This is a genomic window from Streptomyces sp. MMG1533, from assembly GCF_001279775.1.
Taxonomy (GTDB): Bacteria; Actinomycetota; Actinomycetes; order Streptomycetales; family Streptomycetaceae; genus Streptomyces.
Window position 1 is genome coordinate 19,463 of record NZ_LGDG01000223.1, and the last position, 16,720, is coordinate 36,182.

Sequence of the window (16,720 nt, forward strand, 5' to 3'; positions counted from 1 at the left end):
CAGAAGGCGCTTTCTGTCCTGGCGTGTGGGGCGCCGGAGTCACGAGTAAAGCCGAGTTTCAGTCGTGGGGGAAGGTGTGCCCTGCGTATTCTTTGACTTTCAGTCGACAACCCATATCTGTCCGTAACCACAGGTGGGGCGTTGGCCAAACGTTCCTGCAGGTAACCCGAAGCCGCCGCGGCGGCGAGCCGTCGGCGGTGGCCGGGGGTCAGCGGGTGCTGTCGCCTATCTGGTCGCAGGCGTGGCCGCTCACGGTCCGGTAGTTGCGCCACAGTTCCTCGGCGACGCCGCAGGACCGGTCGATGTCCCGGCAGTCGTCACAGCGGAGGGAGTGGCGGGTGTAGGCGCTGTACGCCTGCTGCACAGGAGTGAGTTGACCGACGCCGGCGGCTAGGACTGCGGCAGCCGCGGCTGCCCGGACGGTTCCGTCGTCGGGGTTTGGGTCTCTACGCTCGTCCACGTCGACGTCGCTCCGTTCGTCGGCCATGCCCCCGGGCCGGTTGCGCGGTCGCGGGGGTCTCGACTACTCCATTGGACCTTACTACCCCATACCACCCCCGGGGGTAGCTATGGCGGGCCAGGGGTGGCGGGCTAGCGTCCGAACGTGATCATCGACCGGGAGGGGCCCGTACCTCCGTACCGCCAGATCGCCGACCATCTCCGGCGGCAGATCGAGGACGGCACGATCCCTCCAGGTCGGCGGATCCCCTCCACCGTCGAGATGGAGCAGGAATACGAGGTCGCCCGTGACACTCTCCGCAAAGCCACGCAGGTACTGAAGGACGAGGGCCTCATCGAGTCCGTCCGGGGCATGGGCCTGTACGTAGTTGACCGGAGCGCTGACGCATAGCCCGCTGTCCGACCCCGCCGATAGACTCGGGATCATGTCCCCCACCCTCCCGCCGGACGGCTGCGAGCTGTCTGCCGATGACCTGAACGAGCGGATCCGCGCGTTCTGGATTGATGGGCGCGGGCATCCTGCGGTGGCGCTGACGGATGTGCAGCGGGCCGAGTATCAGCGGCTGCTGGCCGCGCTCCGGGCTGTCGAGCGCGGGGACGTCGCCGAAGCGGCGTGACGAAGCCCCGCACGGTGGCGGGGCTTCCAGTGCGGCTCGGCTCTAGTCGAGGTTCTCGTTCGGGTCGTCCAGCTCGGCGCGGTCGCGGACGCTGACCCCATCGACCGGCAGCATCATCGTGATCGCGTCCAGGATTGAGTCCATCATCTCTGCCGCATTCGACCGGCCCCACGCTTTGGCGGTCACGAGCGAGTTCTCCGGCTCCGAGGCTTCCGCCTGCGCGTAGGCGTCACGTGCTTCCTGCTTCGGCAGGGCGTCCCGCATCTGGCCCAGCAGGGTTCGCAGCTCATGGATGGTGGAGGAGTACGCCTCGGCTTGGAAGGTGCGCTCTTCGAGGGGGTATTCGGCATTGAGGGCCCACTCTCGCCGACCAGCCAGATCCGCGTCCAGGTCGCCCATCGCCTCCTGCAGTTCCGGCTTGCGCTGGAGGGTCTGGTGCGGGAGGGCGGCAGCGGCGGCTTCGCGGAGCCACTGGGCGCGGCTCATGTGCTGACGGTTGGCGTCTGCGTCAACTTCGGCGAGGAGGCTTTCGGGGTAGGCCACGCTGATGGCGGGGCCGATCGCGGGTCGGCCGCCGGGGTTGGTGGGCTGGCTCATGAGGTTCCCCCTTCAAGGTTTTCGATATGGGAAACCCTAGTGGATCCATCGCAGGTTTTCAATATGGAGAACCATGCCGCGTGCAGTCACATAAGATCCCGCCCGTGGCAACCATCGACTTCCCCGAGGATCTGATCGCGCTGGAACGTTCCGCCTGGGAGGAGATCCAAGCCGGACGACTGACCGTGGCGACCGCGACCGCCGTACAGGCGCGGCTCACCCAGTTCGCGGCCGAAGCGGGCGTCGACCGGTACACGGTTGAGATGAGGCTCAAGCGGGCCGTCCGGCACGCGGAGACGGTCGAGGGCTAGGCGCGCAGGATCTCCGCCTCGGAGATCTGGAAGCCGTGACCGCACGGGCCGAAGTCGATGAACGTCGGCACATCGGGCCGACCGAACCTCAGCTCGGACTGGCGGGTGTCGATGCGCTCCGGTGCGATACCGCAGGCCGGACACTCCGGAAGCGGTGGATAGTCAGGCTGCTGGAGCACGCCCAGGACGATCGCGTTCTCGCGCTCCATCAACGCCTGCCGCGTGTCGCGCAACCAGTCACCTGTCAGCGAAGGACGGTCACCATTCACGGCTGCCTCCCCTGGTTGATGCGGTCGATGAGCTCCGGCGGGAAGCGGTCCTCGGCGCCCGGCGGAAGCTGTACCCGGCCCGGCGACAGGATGACCCGCTGCTCACCTGGGCGGGACCGGTACGACGGCATCGACCCGCCACGGCGGAAACGAGCGAGCAGGCGGCGCAGCATCAGTCCTCCCTAGAGCAGCGCCCCCGCCGGGGTTCTACGTCGGCGGGGGCGGCAGCAGCAAACCCGACTTGCTAGACAGCTGTCGGATGGTCCGATCAGCTTAAGCGCCGCCACTGACAACGCCAGGGCGCCGCATCGACAGGACGTAGATGCCCGCCCCGTAGCCCTGCTCGGCAGCCTGCTCCGTGCCCTCGCGCAGTCGGTCGAAGCTGTCCGCCATCGGCCGCAGACACTCCGGCATCTGGAGCACGGGCGGCCCCTGGTAGTCACGGTCGAGCTGGCGCAGAGCACGGTCAGCATTCGGGTACAGGCGGTGGTTCACAGCTGCCCCCTGTAGAGGATGTCCAGCTCGTCGTCGAGGTCCGTGAGTTCGGGGTGGCCACCGAAGACCATGATGTCCTGGATCTGTTGGGCAACCGCCACGATCTGCTGCTGCACGGCTTGCAGATCCCTCAGCCGCTCGGCCATCTCCGACATTCGCTGGCTCAGCTCGGAACGCTCCATGCCGCCAGGATGGCAGACGATCACGCCTCGCCCGGCCAGGTCGTCAACACGGTGCCGGTCTCCTCGTCGACGAGGGTGACGCGGGCGCCGGGCCCCTTACTGAGGCCGATCCACTCGGTGACCTTGCCGCGGGCTGTGGACTCGGAGTCCCACCAGCCGTGCATGGTCGGGCGGCCGACGGAGGTGAGGGTGACGTGGAAGCGGTCAGGGTTCACGTCAGCCGGATCCCGCGCGGCCGGCCCGGCGTCCGGCTGATCGCGCCTTTCGACTCCAGTTCCCGCAGCTGGTAGTGGACGGTGCTGGCGGCCAGGCCGACGTGGGCGGCGAGTTCGGCCACGGTTGGGGCGTCGCCGTCGTCGAGGATGGCCTGCCGGATGCGGGCGAGGATGCGTTCCTGGGTGGCGGTGAGGTAGTCGACGCGGTTCTGTGCCATACCTCAATAGAGCACGTGTTCGAATTTTGGTGCAAGCTGGAGGAGTGACCGACCTCCCGCCCGACCTGCCCAGACTCCGCACCCTGGAGACCTGGCTCGCCCTCACCCTCGACCAAGTGCGGGCAGCGATCGCGGCAGCCGAGCAGCGGGACGCCGAACGACAGCACGGCGAGCAAACCCGGCCGCCCGCACCCGACTGGCTCCTCGAACTCGGCCTCAACCGCGACAGCCCTCCCGTCCAGGTCCACGCCGGCGGCTGCTGGAACGCAGGCAAGCGATCGCGCGGCATAGCCCGGGAGGAGGCACTGCGGGCACTCGCCGACGGGGTGAAAGCCTGCGGAGCCTGCCGGCCAGACACGGAGCTCGGGTTCCTTGGCTGAGGGCATGCGCCGATCCTCCCGCGGGGAGGACCGGGAGGAGCGGCGGGCCCCGCCATCCTGAGGACGGCAGGGCCCAAACGGGGGCCTCACCTGGGGGTGGCGGATCCCGCGCGATCAACGATGCACCACAAACCAGCCATGGCGATAGAGGCGTGACCGGAAGTAGTTCACGGGCGATGTCAGTACCGGCAGCAATGATGAGCGCATGACGATCACGATGCAGAACTACGGGCTCACCTGGACCGACCCGGACGGGATACCGCGGGCCTCCGCCGTCGCCTACGACCAGGCGAGCGCCGAACGACAGAAGGCGAAGCTGGAGGGCGACGGCTGTACGGACATCGAGCTCGTCGAGGTCAAGCCCGGCCAGCTGCCCGACGCTAAGGGCTAGGGTCTGCCGTCATGACCGGAGCCCCGTTCCCCTTTGCTGCAGCCCCGAATGGGTGGCGAGTAGCGATCGAGTGTCCCGACGACCGTCTGATCATGGTGATGCCGATCGTCGGCTGGGCCACCCCCGTCGATGGGATGCGGCGAACCGACGACAACCTGGCCGTCGAGCCCGTCATCCTCTTCGACAACGTCGACGATCCGATCATCACACTCCTCTCGGACATTCTCCACGAGTGGACCGATGGCGAAACACTGCACCAGATCATGGCTCCAGGCTTCGAGGTCCGTGAGGTGCCAGACGGCTGGTCAGTGCGCGAATACGGCGACTGAACACGCGAACGCCCGCCCCAACTCGGGGCGGGCGCAAGGCGAACGCCGGCTAGTTAGACCAGCATCCGGCCGTCAGTGGAGTCCGCGACGGTGAGCCTCCCGGCGGATCCACGCCGCTTGATGGCCGGCGCGCTCCGCTCGCTCCCGTGCCTCGCCTGTCAGATACTCCGGGACCGGCCTCGGATCGCCGTCCGGCTCCAGCAGCAGATCGGCTTTGAGGGTCAGCGGCAGCATGTTCGCGCTGTCGTAGCAATCAGTCCAGCTGATGCGGTGGCCCGACGGCGGGCACACCCGGTCAGCGTGGACCGTGGCCATCAGGTGGTGGGCGGGCTCGCCGCCGAGATCCGTCTCGTGCGGTTCGGGCAGAAGGCGAGCGATGAACTTGGCGGCATTGACGCGGCCTATGGGCACGAGTCCTCCCAGACTCTTGCAGCGGTCGTACCCCGACCGCAACAGGCCCCGCGCCTAAGAGAAGTATGCGCCACGCCACTGACAGAGACCGATACGAGAGAGCACCCGACGTCCCAGAGGTGCGCGTCACCGCTCCCCTGCTACCCGGGCATGTGATCCCACGTGCCCGGAGTCGCATACCGGCCGTTGTCGATACGCAAGCCCGCCAAGATGCTTGCCTTGCTCAGGCTGTGGTTCGACACCATGTCCACGCCGCACGCTTCAGCGAACTCGCAGGGGTCAAAGTTCGGGTCCTCGTAGCCCAGTACCTGGGCTACCACCCACATCACGTTGGTCTGCACGTAGTCCGTCTGACGCGCACTCAGTGGCTCAGGCGGGGCTTTCGGGTCCCTACTGCGATTGTGACCTGCGCGGTCACGGCGGTACGGGGCGTCGGACCAGTCGTGGTTATTGATCTCGGCGGCGAACTCGCTCGCCAAACGGCTCAGCGCCATGGTGCCTCCACTCATGAGAACACCGCCGCGAGTCGGCGTCTCTCCACGCTACGACACCACCAGAAGGCCCGCCACGACGGGGGATGCGTGGCGGGCCAGCGGCCAGTGTGGCACGCGGTGCTGACAGGACGGGCGCCTTCCACCTACCGTGGTTGGGCGGCCACCTGAGTTCGCAGCCACCTTCGGGTGGAGTCCTTCGGGGCGCGCAGTGGCCGCACCTGCACGCAGGAGGCGCGATGAGCGACACCGCCTGGGGCTGAGCCCGACGGCAGAACGCCCCCGCAGCCGTGTGTGGCTGCGGGGGCGTTCATGCGTCGCCTAGTTGGCGGAGGTAGCCGTGACGGGCCTGGACGTCCCGCGTTGGGGTCGTGTGGACTTCACCGAAGCGGAACACCGGATCGCCGAGGGCGAGGACATTCACGCCCTCTACCTCACCACCACGGAAGCCAGCCGGGCCCTCCCCGCCCTCAAGGCGACCGACGGTCTCGCAGCGGCTGCCGCGCGGCTGAGAAAGCTCCTGGAAGGCCCGGCCTCCAGTGCCGAGCTACGCAGCTGAGGGCGCGAGGATCTCGAAGGAGACCGTGATCCTCGGCTGGCCCGCCCTGGGCTCCAACTCGGAGTACTGCCACCTGTACAGCGACTCGTGCTCCAGCCGGCCAGCACTCGTCACGAAGACAGGCTCAACCTGGCTCCTGACACTGCCATCCCGGTAGCGGCAGGCGACAACAGCCCACCCCACCACGGGAAACACGTCTTCCTCCTCCACCCAGCGCTCACTGGTTCCCGGCTTGTGAGCGTTGATCACAGCGCGGACTGTCCAGCCCGGCTGGGCGGTTGTCATGGAGAGGATCTCGTTCTCGAAGCGGTCGTCATCTGTCATCAGGGGCTACTTTCGTCGGCAGACGCCCAGGGCGGGTGCTCACGACCCGATGTCCTCTGAGGCGGCATCGGTCCACTTGTCGGCCTCCCGAATGTAGCCCCAGAAGGCGGGGCTACCGGGCGTGGGAAGTTCTACACGCCCAGGGCGAAAGGCTCGATGCCTGCTGGTAGCGGCCTCGTTCCCGCCATGGTGCCGATGCGGGCCAAGTCGAGCAGGAGGCAGATCTCCTTGTCCTCGTAGGCCCACCGCGCGACTGCACCTTCCGTAATTAGGTGCGCCATCGTCCGGCTGGGGAGTGTGTACCCGACCTCCAAAGGCACGTTCCACGGTCGGACCTCGAAGGGCGCGTGCAGGGAGCCGTAGAGGCCCGCCTGATGAAGCATGCGGACGCCGAGTGCCCGCCAAAGGTTGACCGGGCTTTCCCACGAGAGCGTCCCGTCGCAGTCTGCTCCGTTCTGCGCCATGTCCAGATGCGCGCGGAACGGGGCGTCGAGGTTTCGCAACCGCGCCGCGTTCCCCTCCCGGTCTGCGTCCGGGCCGGGCAACTCTCCCACGCGAACGCGTCGGCGAACGATGCGACCGTGGGCCAGGCCGTCGAGGACGTCGGTGAGAGCCGCAACCTGATGGGCCGGCCAGTAGGCGGGATCGCGTTGCGTTTGGCCCACCCACGCGATGAGTTGGCGGTTGTACGCGCCGTCGCGAAGCGAGGCGTGCATCTTGGCCAGCTTCGATGCGCTCTCGGGGTCGGCCTGGCACTCCTCCAGTAGCAGCTGGGCTGCATCCTCGTGAACGGTCACTTTTCCTCCAGGCGGAATCGGTCGGTGATCCCGGCGAAGAGCGCTTCGGCTGCGTCGACGTGGGCGGCGTTGCGCTGGCCCTTCTTCGTCGCCGTCAGCGCGAGGCCGTCCCAGGCTGAGCCGTACTGTTCTTCCATGCCGAGCATCACGGCTGGCGGCCGTTGCCGGTAGGCGACGAACGACGGCGCGCTCTGCAAGCCCTCAGCCGTGTTGCAGCTGGTACAAAGCAGGCCGCGCACGAGTCCGGTTCGGTGGCAGTGGTCGACCAGTAGACGTTCCGGGCGTGAGCTACACATCGCGCACGCCCCGGCCTGCCACCGACGGAGAGCCTCCGTGGCGGACAGATGGGGCGGCACCTCTCTCTCGGGGACTCGCCAGACGTGACAGGACGGGATGCCCTGTCGGTCGAGGAGTTCGGCCTCGGCGAAGGTCGGGCGCCCCTGCGTCGTAGCGCCCAGCCATTCCCGCTCGACAGCGTTTCGGCGTCGCACTTCCTTCGCGGCCCAATCCAGTGTGCGACGATCTCCGCCCTCCTCGGCGCCCGTCACGCGCGCTCCAGATGGCGGTAGATGGTGGGCCGGCTGACGCCGAACTCCTCGGCGATCTGCTGCACGGTGTACTTGCGCTTACCGTCCGAGCCAATCTCGTCGTACATTTCCTGAGCGAGTTTGATCTGACGGGTCTTGAGTTTCGGCTTCTGTCCGCCAGTCCGGCCGCGCGCTCGGGCTGCTTCGAGTCCTTGCTTGGTCCGCTCGACCATGAGGGAGTGCTCGAACTCGGCGACGGCGCCCAGGATGTGGAAGAACATCTGCCCAACGGGGGTCGAGGTGTCGATGCCCTGATCCAGGACGACGAGCTGGACGCCACGCCCTCGGAGGTCGTCGCCGATGTCCATGAGGTTGCGGAGTGAGCGGCCGAGCCGGTCGAGCTTGGTGATGACGAGGTGGTCGCCTTCGCGGACGGCGACGAGCGCCTTGTCGAGTTCGGGCCGCGAGGCGAGCTTGCCGCTGAGCTTGTCGACGAAGATCTGATCGCATCTGGCGTCAGTGAGGGCGTCCCGCTGAGCTTCGGGGTGTTGGTCGGAGGTGGACACGCGTCCGTAGCCGATTCGCATGACTCAGTGTATCGCGAACGGGGTAGCGCGTTACATAGATGCGGACACGGGTTATGCAACAACAACGGTGCAGGATAGCGGAGTTCGCCACACATGTCTCGCAGACGTTCGTTTGCGGACACGCGCTTCAACCGACGTTATGCGCTACCCGCCATCTCCTTGAGCACGTCGATGACGGCCCGGCAGTCGTCGGCCGCGCGGTGCCCGGCGCCAGGCAGGCGCTGCCATCGGTAGTCGCCCTGCGTGTGCAGCGGCTCGTTGTCGCGCGCCTCGTAATCCCACGTCCAGTCGCCGCACCACTCCGCATATGCCTGCATGGCGCAGTCCTCCCACGATTGGGCGGCCAACCAGGCGCGGGCGGCTGGGTGTATGCGGCGCCGGCCGTTGCGGGGCTTCTCCAGGTTGACCCAGCGGGTGCGGTAGTGGTGGTGGAGTTCGATGGCGAGGCGGCGTTTGTCGAAGTCCCGGTTGTAGATGACGACCTTGCGGTTGAGGAGTGCCCCGGTGAGCGGCACGAGGAGGTCGCTGAAGGTGGGCGCAGCCTTGACCATGTCGTCGGTGATGCGGTGGATGCGGGTCGCTTCGGCCGGGATGGGTGCGCCCGGGTTGACGAGGCTGTCGAGGATGACGCTGCCGTCGACACCGAGCACGGCAATCTCGACGATGCGCGCCCCGTCATGGAGGCCGGTGGTCTCGGTGTCCAAGACCACGCTGGCCGGGGCGTCGAGGATGCGGCGCGCCCACTCGGCGGCGGCCTCCCGGTCCTGCCGCAGCATCGCGAGCATCTCCTGATCGCACCACCCCTTATGGATCCCGTCGCAGTGCGGGCAGGCGCGCTGCTTCCACCAGGCCGCCCGGCCCGTGGCGAGCGCGGCGAGTTGGGCTTCCGTGGCCTTGGGTTGCGGGCTGGTCTGCTCGAGCGTGTAGAGCGGGGCGTGGTGGTGGCGGGGCATGCAGTACAGCCACGCCCGCGGCTGGTTCTTCTGCCCGGGGCGGAGTCGACGGCCGGCGTCGCGGAGTTGAGCGCGGGTCATGAGGTGGGCGGGTGCACTGCCGGTGCTGTAGACCGGCAGATTCTGGTAGGTGGCGCTCACGGGGCGAACTCCTCGGCAGCGGTGACGGGTTGGTCTGATGCTGCCCGGTCCCTCGCATTGCTCGCAATCCCCCGCAAACCATCCGGACGCACCCCTATAGGGACGCGTGTACGTGCGGGGATCTAGCGGCCTCCTGGAGCCTCAGTAACGGGTTGGCAAAGAGTGACCTCTGCGGCCGACACAGCAATCCGCCCCCGCTCCCCCGCCGCCGTGAGGCAGCAAGGGGAACGGGGGCGTTGTCACTCAGTCTCGTCGTCGGCGGGCCAGTCGGGTTCGCGGAACGGGCGGGGCGACAGCCGGAACGGCGGGTCGCTCGTGTCGTCGTCGGCCACAGGGCCTCCTACGCGCTTGGGGTGTCCTTCTCTTTCGCCTTGAGCCACTTCTTCACGGTCTCCACGGTGGCCGCATCGAGGGAGGCGAGCGCCCGGACAGCGGTCTTGTCGCTGTCAGTGGCGGCGATGCCCGCGTCGGCGAGGGCCACGGCGAGCTCCGCCGCTTCCTGCTCGTCAGCGGGAGCCGGCGCCGGTAGTTCCGGGAGTGCCGGAATCGGCTGAGGCTCGATGCGCCCCATCCGCTCCAGCGAGCGGGCGTCGGCGGCGGTGTCGTCGCGGCGCGGGGCTCGGGGTGCGGCTTCAGGCATTGCTCTCCTACATGTACTGGCGGCGTTGTGGGTCCAGGGCCAGGTTTGGGTTGCCGCCTCCGTTGCCTGGCTGCGGGTCGGGGGCGCCGTCCTGGCGGCATACCTTGGCGTAGGGGTCATAGCTCGGAGTCTGCAGCGAGTAGCCGTCGGGGCAGGTCTGCCCGTCGCTGCCGTCCTGGCCAGCAGGTCCTGGCTCGCCTTGGGGTCCGGCTGGTCCGGGTTCGCCTTGCGGGCCTTGGGGTCCGGCGGGTCCTGCCGGGCCGGTGGCGCCGACCGTTCCTGGTTCGCCAGCGGTGCCTTCGGTTCCGTCGCTGCCGTCGTCCCCGTCAGCGCCTGGCGATCCTGAGGGCCCGGGTGGTCCGGTCGGACCTGTGGCCCCGGGGTCGCCTTTGTCGCCTTTGGGGCCGGTGATGGACTGGCCGGGCTCGCCGCGACTGCCGGGCGGTCCCGCTATGGGTTTGGCGCCCAGGCGCTGTACCTGTGAGGCGAGCGCATCCCGGGCATCGTTGGCTGTACGCAGGTCGTGGGACAGCTGCTGCATGGTGATGACGACCCACGCCAGTACGGCGAGCGCGAACAGTGATGCGAGGACGAACCAGACGTCGGCTCGGCGGCGGGCTTTGGCCGGGGAGCTGTGAGCACTCACGCGCCCGCTCCCCTCGCCGAGAGGTACACCTGCAGCAGGACGAGCAGGACGGGCACGATCAGCCCGGTGAGGATGAGGCGCTTGTCGGAGCGCCGTTGATCCTCCTGCTTCCGTCGTTCTTGTTCGGCTTCCCGTTTCTCCTGCTGGCGCTCGGTTTCGATTGCGGCGATCCGCTCCATCATCTGGACGTGGACGTCGTCCCGGTTGCGCCGCTCGATCTCGTAGCGTTCGACGGAGACTTTGGCGTCGAGTCGTCCGACGAGCTCCCGGAAGTCGTCTTTGAGGTCTATGCGCATGGCCTCAATGCGGTGGGCGAGCTCTGCGTTCGACGGCTCGTCGGCCACGTCCGGCTCCGATCAGAGGACCGGCTTCGCGGGCTGCGAGGCGGGCGCGGTCGGGCTGGCCGGGGATACCTGGCCGCGGGTGATGAACATGATGATGGCGAGGACGAGGCCGTTGATCGCGGCGGTGGTCGTGGGCGCGACGTCGTAGCCGAACGCGGCGACTGCGGAGGCGACGGTGGCGACGAGAGTGGTGAACGCCTGGGGGGCAATCGGTCGGGTGAGGGCTGCGGCGACGGCGCCGAGGATGGCGGACATGCCAGCCACGATCCATCCGGCCTGGTTCTCGGTGAGGCCGACGTTGAACGTGACGACGAGGCCGAGGATGGCGGACAGGCTGTTCAGGAACAGCACCGGGTCTCTGCCGAAGATCTTCATGATGGTCTCGTTTCTGTTCAGGCGCCGTCGGCGTCTAGGTGGATGGTGATGTTTTCGATGGCCGCCTTGAGTTCGGTGACGATGGCGGCCGGGTCGAGGTCCCCGACTCCGGCGGCGAGTTGGGCGACGGCGTCGACGAGCTTTGCGTTCGCCTCGGTGAGCGCTGCGACCTTCGTCTCGACACGGCGGACCACGACCGCAGCATTGCGGGTAATCGTCGCGAGAGAGACGTAGGGATTGTCCGGGCTGTCGGTGTCGGACTTGATGACCCCGTCCAGCTTCAGTGTCTTCTCCGCCGCCGCAGCGGCGATCTTGTCGATGTCGGCGTCGGTGAGCGCCACGTCGTCCTCCTCGTCGGGGTTCCAGCTGGGTTCGTGGGCGAGCCGCTCGTCGACGGCCTTGCGGAAGGCGTCCATGCCGAACGAAGGGTCGATCTTGCGGCGGGTGCCTTCCTTGTGGCCGATCACACTGTCCGCGGACCAGCCGTGCGCCCGGCAGATCGCCGCAGCCCACCTGACGGCCTGGCCGTACTGCACATCCGGGTACGGGTCCTTGCCGTCACCCAAGTTCTCGATCTCGATGCCGTAGGTGCGGGCGTTCGCATCCACCGGCTCCGCGGCATCCGGCCGCGGATGGACGGATGCTTCGTCACGCATCGCGTTGAAGGCGTTCTGGGCAAACGTTCCAGCATGGTTGGTGCGGCCATAGCCGACCATCGTCGCCACACCCGACTTCGCCAGATGCGTATGGCACAGCGGCCCGGGCAGTGCGTCCGTGCCCGACCAGCACAGGGCGAGGCTGTCACGGCCCGCAGTGTGATGGATGACGATGCCGTTGAGATCCGACCAGGACCCCTTGCTGTTGCGGTTGTGCGTGCGCCAACCGGAGCGCTCGGACACCTTGACGCCTTCGGCGCGGAGAGTAGCGAGGAGCCGGTCGGCACTGAGGGGTGCAGCCATGCATCCCCCTTTCTGGGCATGAAAAAGGCCCCAGTTCCGGGGCGCGGGCTGGAGTGGTGCGGCAGGTCAGGGTGCGGGTTCGACGAGGAGGGCGCCGCCGATGGTTTCGGCGGTGGAGGAGGTGCCGGAGCTGATGTTCCACTGCGGGATGATCGTGATGGTCTCGCCTGGGGTCATGCCGGTGAGCATCAGCCTGCGGGACCCGACGACTCGCACGGCCTGCGCGGACAGGCCGGTCTTGTTGAGGTCGCTGAACGTGTAGCCCATGCTGCCGGTGGCCCGCCAGGCCGCCCAGATCGTGCTGGAGTCCGTGTTGTAGTTGGAGATCCCGGCGGAGATGGTGACGTAGGCGCGGCCAGAGGGCGGCACCACGAACTGCGGTCGCGGCCACGCCCCCGACGAGTAGTCGACGGTGGTCTGCACCTGGTTGTACGGGGCGTCACTGACCTGGAAGGTCTGCACGGGAATCGGCGGCCACGCCAGCCAGCTGCCGTTGTGGTAGATCTCCAGGCGGCCCTCGGCGATCAGCCACGTCATCATGCCGTCGACGGGCGTATCGATGGCGGCGCCGCGGGCGGACGCGGAGGCGTACCGCAGCACGCTGCGCGGGATGACGCCGTCGGCGAGCGCCTTAATGGCGGCCGGGATGTCAGGTGCATCCGTCATCTGCCACAGGTCGATGCCCTGCCCGTACTCGTCGTCTGCCGGCACCAAGGCCTCCTAGATCGTGTAGCTGATGCCGTCGAGGCCCACCCATGTCGGCAGGTTCGACGACTGGAAGGTCTGGACGATTCCGGTGAGGCTGATCTCCAGGCGGCACACGGCGGGCACCACCGACGCATCCCTTACGACAGCCCACGCGCACACGGCCGCGGGCTGGATTGCTGCCGGAAGGGTGAGGAGGGTGGCGTTGTTGGCGATCGTTCCTGAGGTGGGGCCGATTCGTCCGCGCAGGTAGATGCGGCGGCCCTCGCGCAGGTAGGAGGCGGTGTAGCCGTGGCCGGGGTTTTGGAATCCGGCGGCGAGGGTGAGCGGCGTCCAGTCCGGGTCGACCGTGGTGGTGCGTCCCAGGGCGAGCCAGTTGCCGCTGCTGGACTGGGTGATGACGATGAGATCGCCGGCGCGGGGTTGGGTGTAGGTCTCCATGCAGCGGATGCCGGTGATGTCGTCGGCGGTGACGGTGCCGTCGTTGTTCTCGGCGGTGACGGTGGCGAGCCGCCAGTCGGAGCCGCGCACCGAGGGTGTCTGCTCCCCGGTGCGTTTGGCCTGGCCTTTCAGTGCTGCGGCCAGCTGCCGGTTCGCGGCGTGGGAGGAGGTTGTCACGCGTCCTCCTTGGCGCTGATAGTGGCGATGGGGAAGTCGCCGCCGAGGTCGAGGGGGACGCTGAAGCTGGCCACTTGGTGGAGTTCGCGGCTGCCGTCCTCGTGCTGCACTCGCAGCACGTCGCCCGGTTCCAGAGCGGGGTTCGGCAGGGAGCTGATGTCGCCGGTCGCGTTGGGTGCTTTGGCCTGCGCGAGTTTCAGGGTGGCCGCGTTCTGGCAGGCCGCGGTCGTTGTGAGGGTGCTGGAGCTGTAGAACATCGGCCGTCGCCCGAACGGGCCGGACCAGTAGGTCGGGCTGTTGGGGTCGGCATCGGTCGCCAAGTACTTGACCGGGGCCACGTTCTCGGCGGTGTTCTCGCCACGGGCCAGCACGCCGTTGTAGACGCCGCTGCTCGACATGCCGCGGTTGGCCTTCACGTACACGCCACCTTCGACGGCTTTGATCTCCCATACGGGGGTGGCGGTAGCGAGGTCGGGCAGGGTGGCGATGACGAACACCCCGTCTGGATTGCAGTACACCTCGGCGCCGGCCCCGGCGGCGATCTCCTGGCAGGCCGCCCACGGGTCCGCCTCGACATCGAACGTTCTCTTCCCGATGCCCTGGTCGGTGATGGTGCTGACGACGGCCGCGGTGGGGATGGAGCGCTGGATGAGGGCGGTGACGGCGCTGACGACGGTGCCTGTCGCCGTGTGGGGGGCGGTGAGCTTGTCGTCGGCGACGATCGCCGACACATCCTTGCCGATCAGGGTGACGGGTCCTTCGTTGACGTCTCCGTCGACGTCGTCGAGGCGGAATACCCCGATCGGCACTAGTTCGATGTCGTTGGCGTTGCCGTACTCGACACCGCGGGAGATCCGCAACTGCGCCCCGTAGGTGGCGAGCTGGTCGGCCGGTGTGCGCGGGATCAGGGAAGGGTCGGCGACGGTGACGGAGCAGGTGCGGCGGATCGCCTGCCCGCGGTCCACCGACACGCTGCCGCCCGTGTGCTCGAGGTCGACGGTGCGGCCATTCGTGAGGAGCAGCTGCACCGTCGTGATCGGGGTGTGGCTCTCGGCGAGACGGGCTAGGAACCGGTCGGAAACGGCGTACACGCCTCACCGCCTTCGGTCGAGCAGCAGATCCTCGCTGGTCGCGTACACGGGCAGCAGGGAGGCGCAGGTCGCGAATTCGGTGACGACGTCCTGGCAGGTGCGGCCTGCCGGCCCGCCGACGCCGACGGTGACCGGCATGTCCTGCTCGGTCAGCGGGAGTGTCCACGCCCGCATCTGTTCCTGCGCCAGGCCGCCCGTCCGGGCCTCCGGGACCTGGCCGACGGCGACGTACATGTCGTCGACGCCCATCCCGGGAACGGCCTGCCACAGCAGGGTGTTGCCGTCATCGAGGAGAAGGTGCAGGGATGTGCGCTGCTGGTCGGACAGGGTCCAGATCGGCAGGTCTCCCTCGAGGCCCTGGCGCTTACCGCTGTGTGTGATCTTGTTGCGGCGGCCCCGCACGACGAACGACGCCTGCTCGATGGGCCGGTTCCAGTCCGGGGGTCGCTGCACCGTCACTTTGAGGTTGCGCTGCGGGTTGCCGGGGTCCTTCAGCCAGATCTGGTTGATGTCGGTGAGGGTGACGGTGGCGTAGTCGGTGGTGCGGGTGGATGCGGTGAGCGAGCCGGGAGCCCGCTGTTCGATGTAGTACCTGACCGGCGTGTTCAGGGGCGCCTCATGATCCTCAATGATCATCAGGTCGGAGGCGATGACCTGGTCGTCGATCAGCCCATACGGGCCGCGGACCAGCGTGCGGGAACCATCCTGAAGCTCCCTGTACACCGACAGTTCGTAGTCAAGGATCAGCTCCCTCAGCGTCAGTTTGATATAGCCCTCGTCGGAGAACTCCTCCACCGCGGTCAGCGGCAGAACCTCCCACAGAACGGCCTGATCGACGTGCAGGACGCTCGATGTCGCCGACGCGGTCGCGACCAGTTCGATGGCACCCTGCGTGGCCCCCGCGGGTGCGACCGCATCCGACGGAATCACATACCAGGAGGTTCCGGGAAGGGCGTAACCCGTTCCCGTGCTCGCACCTAGGTCAGTGTTCGCGGCGTTGTACCAGCGGATCCGGATCAGAGCCGTAGCCCAGGTGCCAGCCGCCGGATGCGCGAGCACTTGCGCCCGCCAGTTCGTTCCCTCGGAGACCGGGAACTTCGCCGAGCGGAGTGTGGATGCTGTCGCCGTCGACGACGAGACGGCCAGAGAGTAGGCGCCGTCGAACGCGGACAGCCCCCATGGTGTCGTGCGGGCGATCGTCGCCACACCAGATGTGACCGTCCACCCGGCGATGCCCTGCTCGAACGACGAGTCGGCATACGGAAGCACCGACCCGGCCTGCAGTTTCGGCGCCACCGCAACGACGACCGTCTCCAGCCGCATCACCTGCCCGGCGCTCGCCGAATCCAGTCCTGCCGCAACGGAACACGCGGCGGCATTCGCCGGGGCAACCATGGAGGCCCGCTGCCGGTACATGCCCGTCGCCGGCGTCGGCGGCGCCAGCGTGCTGCGTTGCGCGCCGACCTGGTTGCCGTTGCTGTCGTAGAAGCGCAGTTCGATCCACACCGTTGAGGCGATCGTCGGGGGCTGCAGGTAGGCGTAAGCCAGGTACTCGACACCCGGAGTCACGCTCGGGCGTTCCACTGCCAGGATCGACGCGTTGCCGGCGGCGACCGCGGTCATCGCCAGGGTGTGGCCGCCCGCGTAGTAGTTGTCGACGGCCCACGACATCACCGGGACCTGCCGGGAGATCGTCGCGTTGACGATGGGAGTCCACCCGGACGCGTCGACCTCAGACGATTCCGTGTTGAAGGGGAGGAGGTTGCCCAGGATACGGATCGGCAGGCCCAGGTAGACGTTCTCCCAGAAATGGTTGACATTCGCGCCGGCCTCAGTCGAGCCGAGAAGTACCTGCGCGTTCGTCGCCCCCCATGGCGCCGCACCGGCCACGCTGACCCGGTGCCAGCCCGATGACGAGCCGGTCGTCAGCGCCGACCATGTGATGCCCACTTCAGCGCCGGCCCGGTTGAGCCAGCGGATCCCGATGCGCTCCGACGACACTCCGGCCGCGTCCGAGAACGTGTAGTAGACCGTGCCCGGAGTGACCGGATACGAGGTAACGGTGCGGGCCTGCATTTCGCCCGCCGCA

At 67.9% G+C, this 16,720-nt stretch carries 30 protein-coding genes; 7 read left to right on the forward strand and 23 right to left on the reverse strand.

From position 1 onward, the window contains the following. Nucleotides 1–208: 208 nt before the first annotated feature. Nucleotides 209–460 carry a hypothetical protein gene (locus ADK57_RS25535; protein WP_159050141.1) on the reverse strand — a complete coding sequence of 84 codons (252 nt, stop codon included), beginning with the start codon at nucleotides 458–460 and terminating at the stop codon, nucleotides 209–211. Between the two features lie 144 nt (nucleotides 461–604). On the opposite strand from ADK57_RS25535, the gene ADK57_RS25540 reads away from it, so the two are divergent. Together ADK57_RS25540 and ADK57_RS25545 are read left to right on the forward strand one after the other, a co-directional pair. After that, nucleotides 605–850, forward strand: a complete 246-nt coding sequence (locus ADK57_RS25540) for a GntR family transcriptional regulator (protein WP_234390418.1) — start codon at nucleotides 605–607, stop codon at nucleotides 848–850. A 34-nt stretch (nucleotides 851–884) separates the two neighbouring features. Next, nucleotides 885–1,076: a hypothetical protein gene (locus ADK57_RS25545; RefSeq protein WP_053751899.1), complete on the forward strand. Its 192-nt coding sequence runs from the start codon at nucleotides 885–887 to the stop codon at nucleotides 1,074–1,076. A 42-nt stretch (nucleotides 1,077–1,118) separates the two neighbouring features. On the opposite strand, the gene ADK57_RS25550 is transcribed toward ADK57_RS25545, so the two are convergent. Further along, nucleotides 1,119–1,673, reverse strand: coding sequence for a ribbon-helix-helix protein, CopG family (locus ADK57_RS25550; protein ID WP_053751900.1), 555 nt, complete (start codon nucleotides 1,671–1,673; stop codon nucleotides 1,119–1,121). A 104-nt stretch (nucleotides 1,674–1,777) separates the two neighbouring features. Between ADK57_RS25550 and ADK57_RS25555 the strand changes: the two genes are divergently transcribed. Continuing rightward, nucleotides 1,778–1,984: a hypothetical protein gene (locus ADK57_RS25555; protein ID WP_159050142.1), complete on the forward strand. Its 207-nt coding sequence runs from the start codon at nucleotides 1,778–1,780 to the stop codon at nucleotides 1,982–1,984. Here the strand turns inward: ADK57_RS25555 and ADK57_RS25560 are convergent. The 6 genes from ADK57_RS25560 to ADK57_RS25575 all read right to left on the reverse strand — a co-directional run bounded on the left by ADK57_RS25560 (nucleotide 1,981) and on the right by ADK57_RS25575 (nucleotide 3,363). Further along, a complete protein-coding gene (locus ADK57_RS25560) occupies nucleotides 1,981–2,217 on the reverse strand; it encodes a hypothetical protein (protein ID WP_053751902.1) in 237 nt (78 codons plus the stop codon). The two genes, ADK57_RS25555 and ADK57_RS25560, sit on opposite strands and share 4 nt — an antisense overlap. A gap of 32 nt (nucleotides 2,218–2,249) precedes the next feature. Further along, nucleotides 2,250–2,426: a hypothetical protein gene (locus tag ADK57_RS50040; RefSeq protein ID WP_159050143.1), complete on the reverse strand. Its 177-nt coding sequence runs from the start codon at nucleotides 2,424–2,426 to the stop codon at nucleotides 2,250–2,252. Nucleotides 2,427–2,526: 100 nt separating this feature from the next. Continuing rightward, nucleotides 2,527–2,748 carry a hypothetical protein gene (locus ADK57_RS25565; protein ID WP_053751903.1) on the reverse strand — a complete coding sequence of 74 codons (222 nt, stop codon included), beginning with the start codon at nucleotides 2,746–2,748 and terminating at the stop codon, nucleotides 2,527–2,529. After that, on the reverse strand, nucleotides 2,745–2,930 hold the full coding sequence (locus ADK57_RS50045) for a hypothetical protein (RefSeq protein WP_159050144.1): 186 nt from the start codon (nucleotides 2,928–2,930) through the stop codon (nucleotides 2,745–2,747). The genes ADK57_RS25565 and ADK57_RS50045 overlap by 4 nt, the downstream gene beginning before the upstream one ends. A gap of 20 nt (nucleotides 2,931–2,950) precedes the next feature. Beyond that, entirely contained in the window at nucleotides 2,951–3,145 is a 195-nt protein-coding gene (locus ADK57_RS25570) for a hypothetical protein (protein WP_053751904.1), read from the reverse strand. Beyond that, nucleotides 3,142–3,363 (reverse strand): LexA family protein, encoded by a 222-nt coding sequence (locus ADK57_RS25575; protein ID WP_053751905.1) that lies wholly within the window; start codon nucleotides 3,361–3,363, stop codon nucleotides 3,142–3,144. The genes ADK57_RS25570 and ADK57_RS25575 overlap by 4 nt, the downstream gene beginning before the upstream one ends. Nucleotides 3,364–3,407: 44 nt before the next feature. Between ADK57_RS25575 and ADK57_RS25580 the strand changes: the two genes are divergently transcribed. The 3 genes from ADK57_RS25580 to ADK57_RS25590 all read left to right on the forward strand — a co-directional run bounded on the left by ADK57_RS25580 (nucleotide 3,408) and on the right by ADK57_RS25590 (nucleotide 4,463). Further along, on the forward strand, nucleotides 3,408–3,743 hold the full coding sequence (locus ADK57_RS25580) for a DUF6233 domain-containing protein (RefSeq protein ID WP_053751906.1): 336 nt from the start codon (nucleotides 3,408–3,410) through the stop codon (nucleotides 3,741–3,743). A 205-nt stretch (nucleotides 3,744–3,948) separates the two neighbouring features. Continuing rightward, nucleotides 3,949–4,134 (forward strand): hypothetical protein, encoded by a 186-nt coding sequence (locus ADK57_RS25585; RefSeq protein WP_053751907.1) that lies wholly within the window; start codon nucleotides 3,949–3,951, stop codon nucleotides 4,132–4,134. A gap of 92 nt (nucleotides 4,135–4,226) precedes the next feature. Next, nucleotides 4,227–4,463: a hypothetical protein gene (locus tag ADK57_RS25590; protein ID WP_053751908.1), complete on the forward strand. Its 237-nt coding sequence runs from the start codon at nucleotides 4,227–4,229 to the stop codon at nucleotides 4,461–4,463. Between the two features lie 72 nt (nucleotides 4,464–4,535). Here ADK57_RS25590 and ADK57_RS25595 read toward each other — a convergent pair whose 3' ends face one another. Together ADK57_RS25595 and ADK57_RS25600 are read right to left on the reverse strand one after the other, a co-directional pair. Further along, nucleotides 4,536–4,874 (reverse strand): hypothetical protein, encoded by a 339-nt coding sequence (locus ADK57_RS25595; protein WP_053751909.1) that lies wholly within the window; start codon nucleotides 4,872–4,874, stop codon nucleotides 4,536–4,538. A 140-nt stretch (nucleotides 4,875–5,014) separates the two neighbouring features. After that, the gene (locus ADK57_RS25600; RefSeq protein WP_053751910.1) at nucleotides 5,015–5,368 is read right to left on the reverse strand and encodes a hypothetical protein; all 354 of its coding nucleotides are present in this window, start codon (nucleotides 5,366–5,368) and stop codon (nucleotides 5,015–5,017) included. Nucleotides 5,369–5,705: 337 nt separating this feature from the next. Here ADK57_RS25600 and ADK57_RS25605 point away from each other — a divergent pair, with 337 nt between their 5' ends. Then, on the forward strand, nucleotides 5,706–5,924 hold the full coding sequence (locus tag ADK57_RS25605) for a hypothetical protein (RefSeq protein WP_053751911.1): 219 nt from the start codon (nucleotides 5,706–5,708) through the stop codon (nucleotides 5,922–5,924). Here ADK57_RS25605 and ADK57_RS25610 read toward each other — a convergent pair. The 13 genes from ADK57_RS25610 to ADK57_RS25670 all read right to left on the reverse strand — a co-directional run bounded on the left by ADK57_RS25610 (nucleotide 5,913) and on the right by ADK57_RS25670 (nucleotide 16,707). Further along, nucleotides 5,913–6,248, reverse strand: a complete 336-nt coding sequence (locus ADK57_RS25610) for a hypothetical protein (protein ID WP_053751912.1) — start codon at nucleotides 6,246–6,248, stop codon at nucleotides 5,913–5,915. The genes ADK57_RS25605 and ADK57_RS25610 overlap by 12 nt on opposite strands. A 131-nt stretch (nucleotides 6,249–6,379) precedes the next feature. Next, nucleotides 6,380–7,045, reverse strand: coding sequence for a hypothetical protein (locus ADK57_RS25615; RefSeq protein ID WP_053751913.1), 666 nt, complete (start codon nucleotides 7,043–7,045; stop codon nucleotides 6,380–6,382). Beyond that, entirely contained in the window at nucleotides 7,042–7,593 is a 552-nt protein-coding gene (locus ADK57_RS51410; protein ID WP_234390419.1) for an endonuclease domain-containing protein, read from the reverse strand. Before ADK57_RS51410 ends, ADK57_RS25615 begins: the two co-directional genes overlap by 4 nt. Then, nucleotides 7,590–8,159: a recombinase family protein gene (locus ADK57_RS25625; RefSeq protein ID WP_053751915.1), complete on the reverse strand. Its 570-nt coding sequence runs from the start codon at nucleotides 8,157–8,159 to the stop codon at nucleotides 7,590–7,592. Before ADK57_RS25625 ends, ADK57_RS51410 begins: the two co-directional genes overlap by 4 nt. A 137-nt stretch (nucleotides 8,160–8,296) precedes the next feature. Then, entirely contained in the window at nucleotides 8,297–9,253 is a 957-nt protein-coding gene (locus tag ADK57_RS25630) for a 3'-5' exonuclease (RefSeq protein WP_053751916.1), read from the reverse strand. A 340-nt stretch (nucleotides 9,254–9,593) separates the two neighbouring features. Next, complete coding sequence (locus ADK57_RS25635) at nucleotides 9,594–9,893, reverse strand: hypothetical protein (protein ID WP_053751917.1); 300 nt, start codon at nucleotides 9,891–9,893, stop codon at nucleotides 9,594–9,596. Between the two features lie 642 nt (nucleotides 9,894–10,535). Next, entirely contained in the window at nucleotides 10,536–10,883 is a 348-nt protein-coding gene (locus ADK57_RS25640; RefSeq protein WP_053751918.1) for a hypothetical protein, read from the reverse strand. A gap of 12 nt (nucleotides 10,884–10,895) precedes the next feature. Beyond that, nucleotides 10,896–11,258, reverse strand: a complete 363-nt coding sequence (locus ADK57_RS25645; RefSeq protein WP_053751919.1) for a hypothetical protein — start codon at nucleotides 11,256–11,258, stop codon at nucleotides 10,896–10,898. A 17-nt stretch (nucleotides 11,259–11,275) separates the two neighbouring features. Further along, complete coding sequence (locus ADK57_RS46575; RefSeq protein WP_063786005.1) at nucleotides 11,276–12,217, reverse strand: N-acetylmuramoyl-L-alanine amidase; 942 nt, start codon at nucleotides 12,215–12,217, stop codon at nucleotides 11,276–11,278. 66 nt (nucleotides 12,218–12,283) lie between these two features. Beyond that, nucleotides 12,284–12,928 (reverse strand): hypothetical protein, encoded by a 645-nt coding sequence (locus ADK57_RS25655; protein WP_053751920.1) that lies wholly within the window; start codon nucleotides 12,926–12,928, stop codon nucleotides 12,284–12,286. A gap of 9 nt (nucleotides 12,929–12,937) precedes the next feature. After that, nucleotides 12,938–13,540, reverse strand: a complete 603-nt coding sequence (locus ADK57_RS25660; RefSeq protein WP_053751921.1) for a hypothetical protein — start codon at nucleotides 13,538–13,540, stop codon at nucleotides 12,938–12,940. After that, nucleotides 13,537–14,631 carry a DUF5047 domain-containing protein gene (locus tag ADK57_RS25665; protein WP_053751922.1) on the reverse strand — a complete coding sequence of 365 codons (1,095 nt, stop codon included), beginning with the start codon at nucleotides 14,629–14,631 and terminating at the stop codon, nucleotides 13,537–13,539. The genes ADK57_RS25660 and ADK57_RS25665 overlap by 4 nt, the downstream gene beginning before the upstream one ends. Before the next feature lie 3 nt (nucleotides 14,632–14,634). Next, the gene (locus ADK57_RS25670) at nucleotides 14,635–16,707 is read right to left on the reverse strand and encodes a hypothetical protein (protein WP_234390420.1); all 2,073 of its coding nucleotides are present in this window, start codon (nucleotides 16,705–16,707) and stop codon (nucleotides 14,635–14,637) included. Nucleotides 16,708–16,720 lie beyond the last annotated feature (13 nt).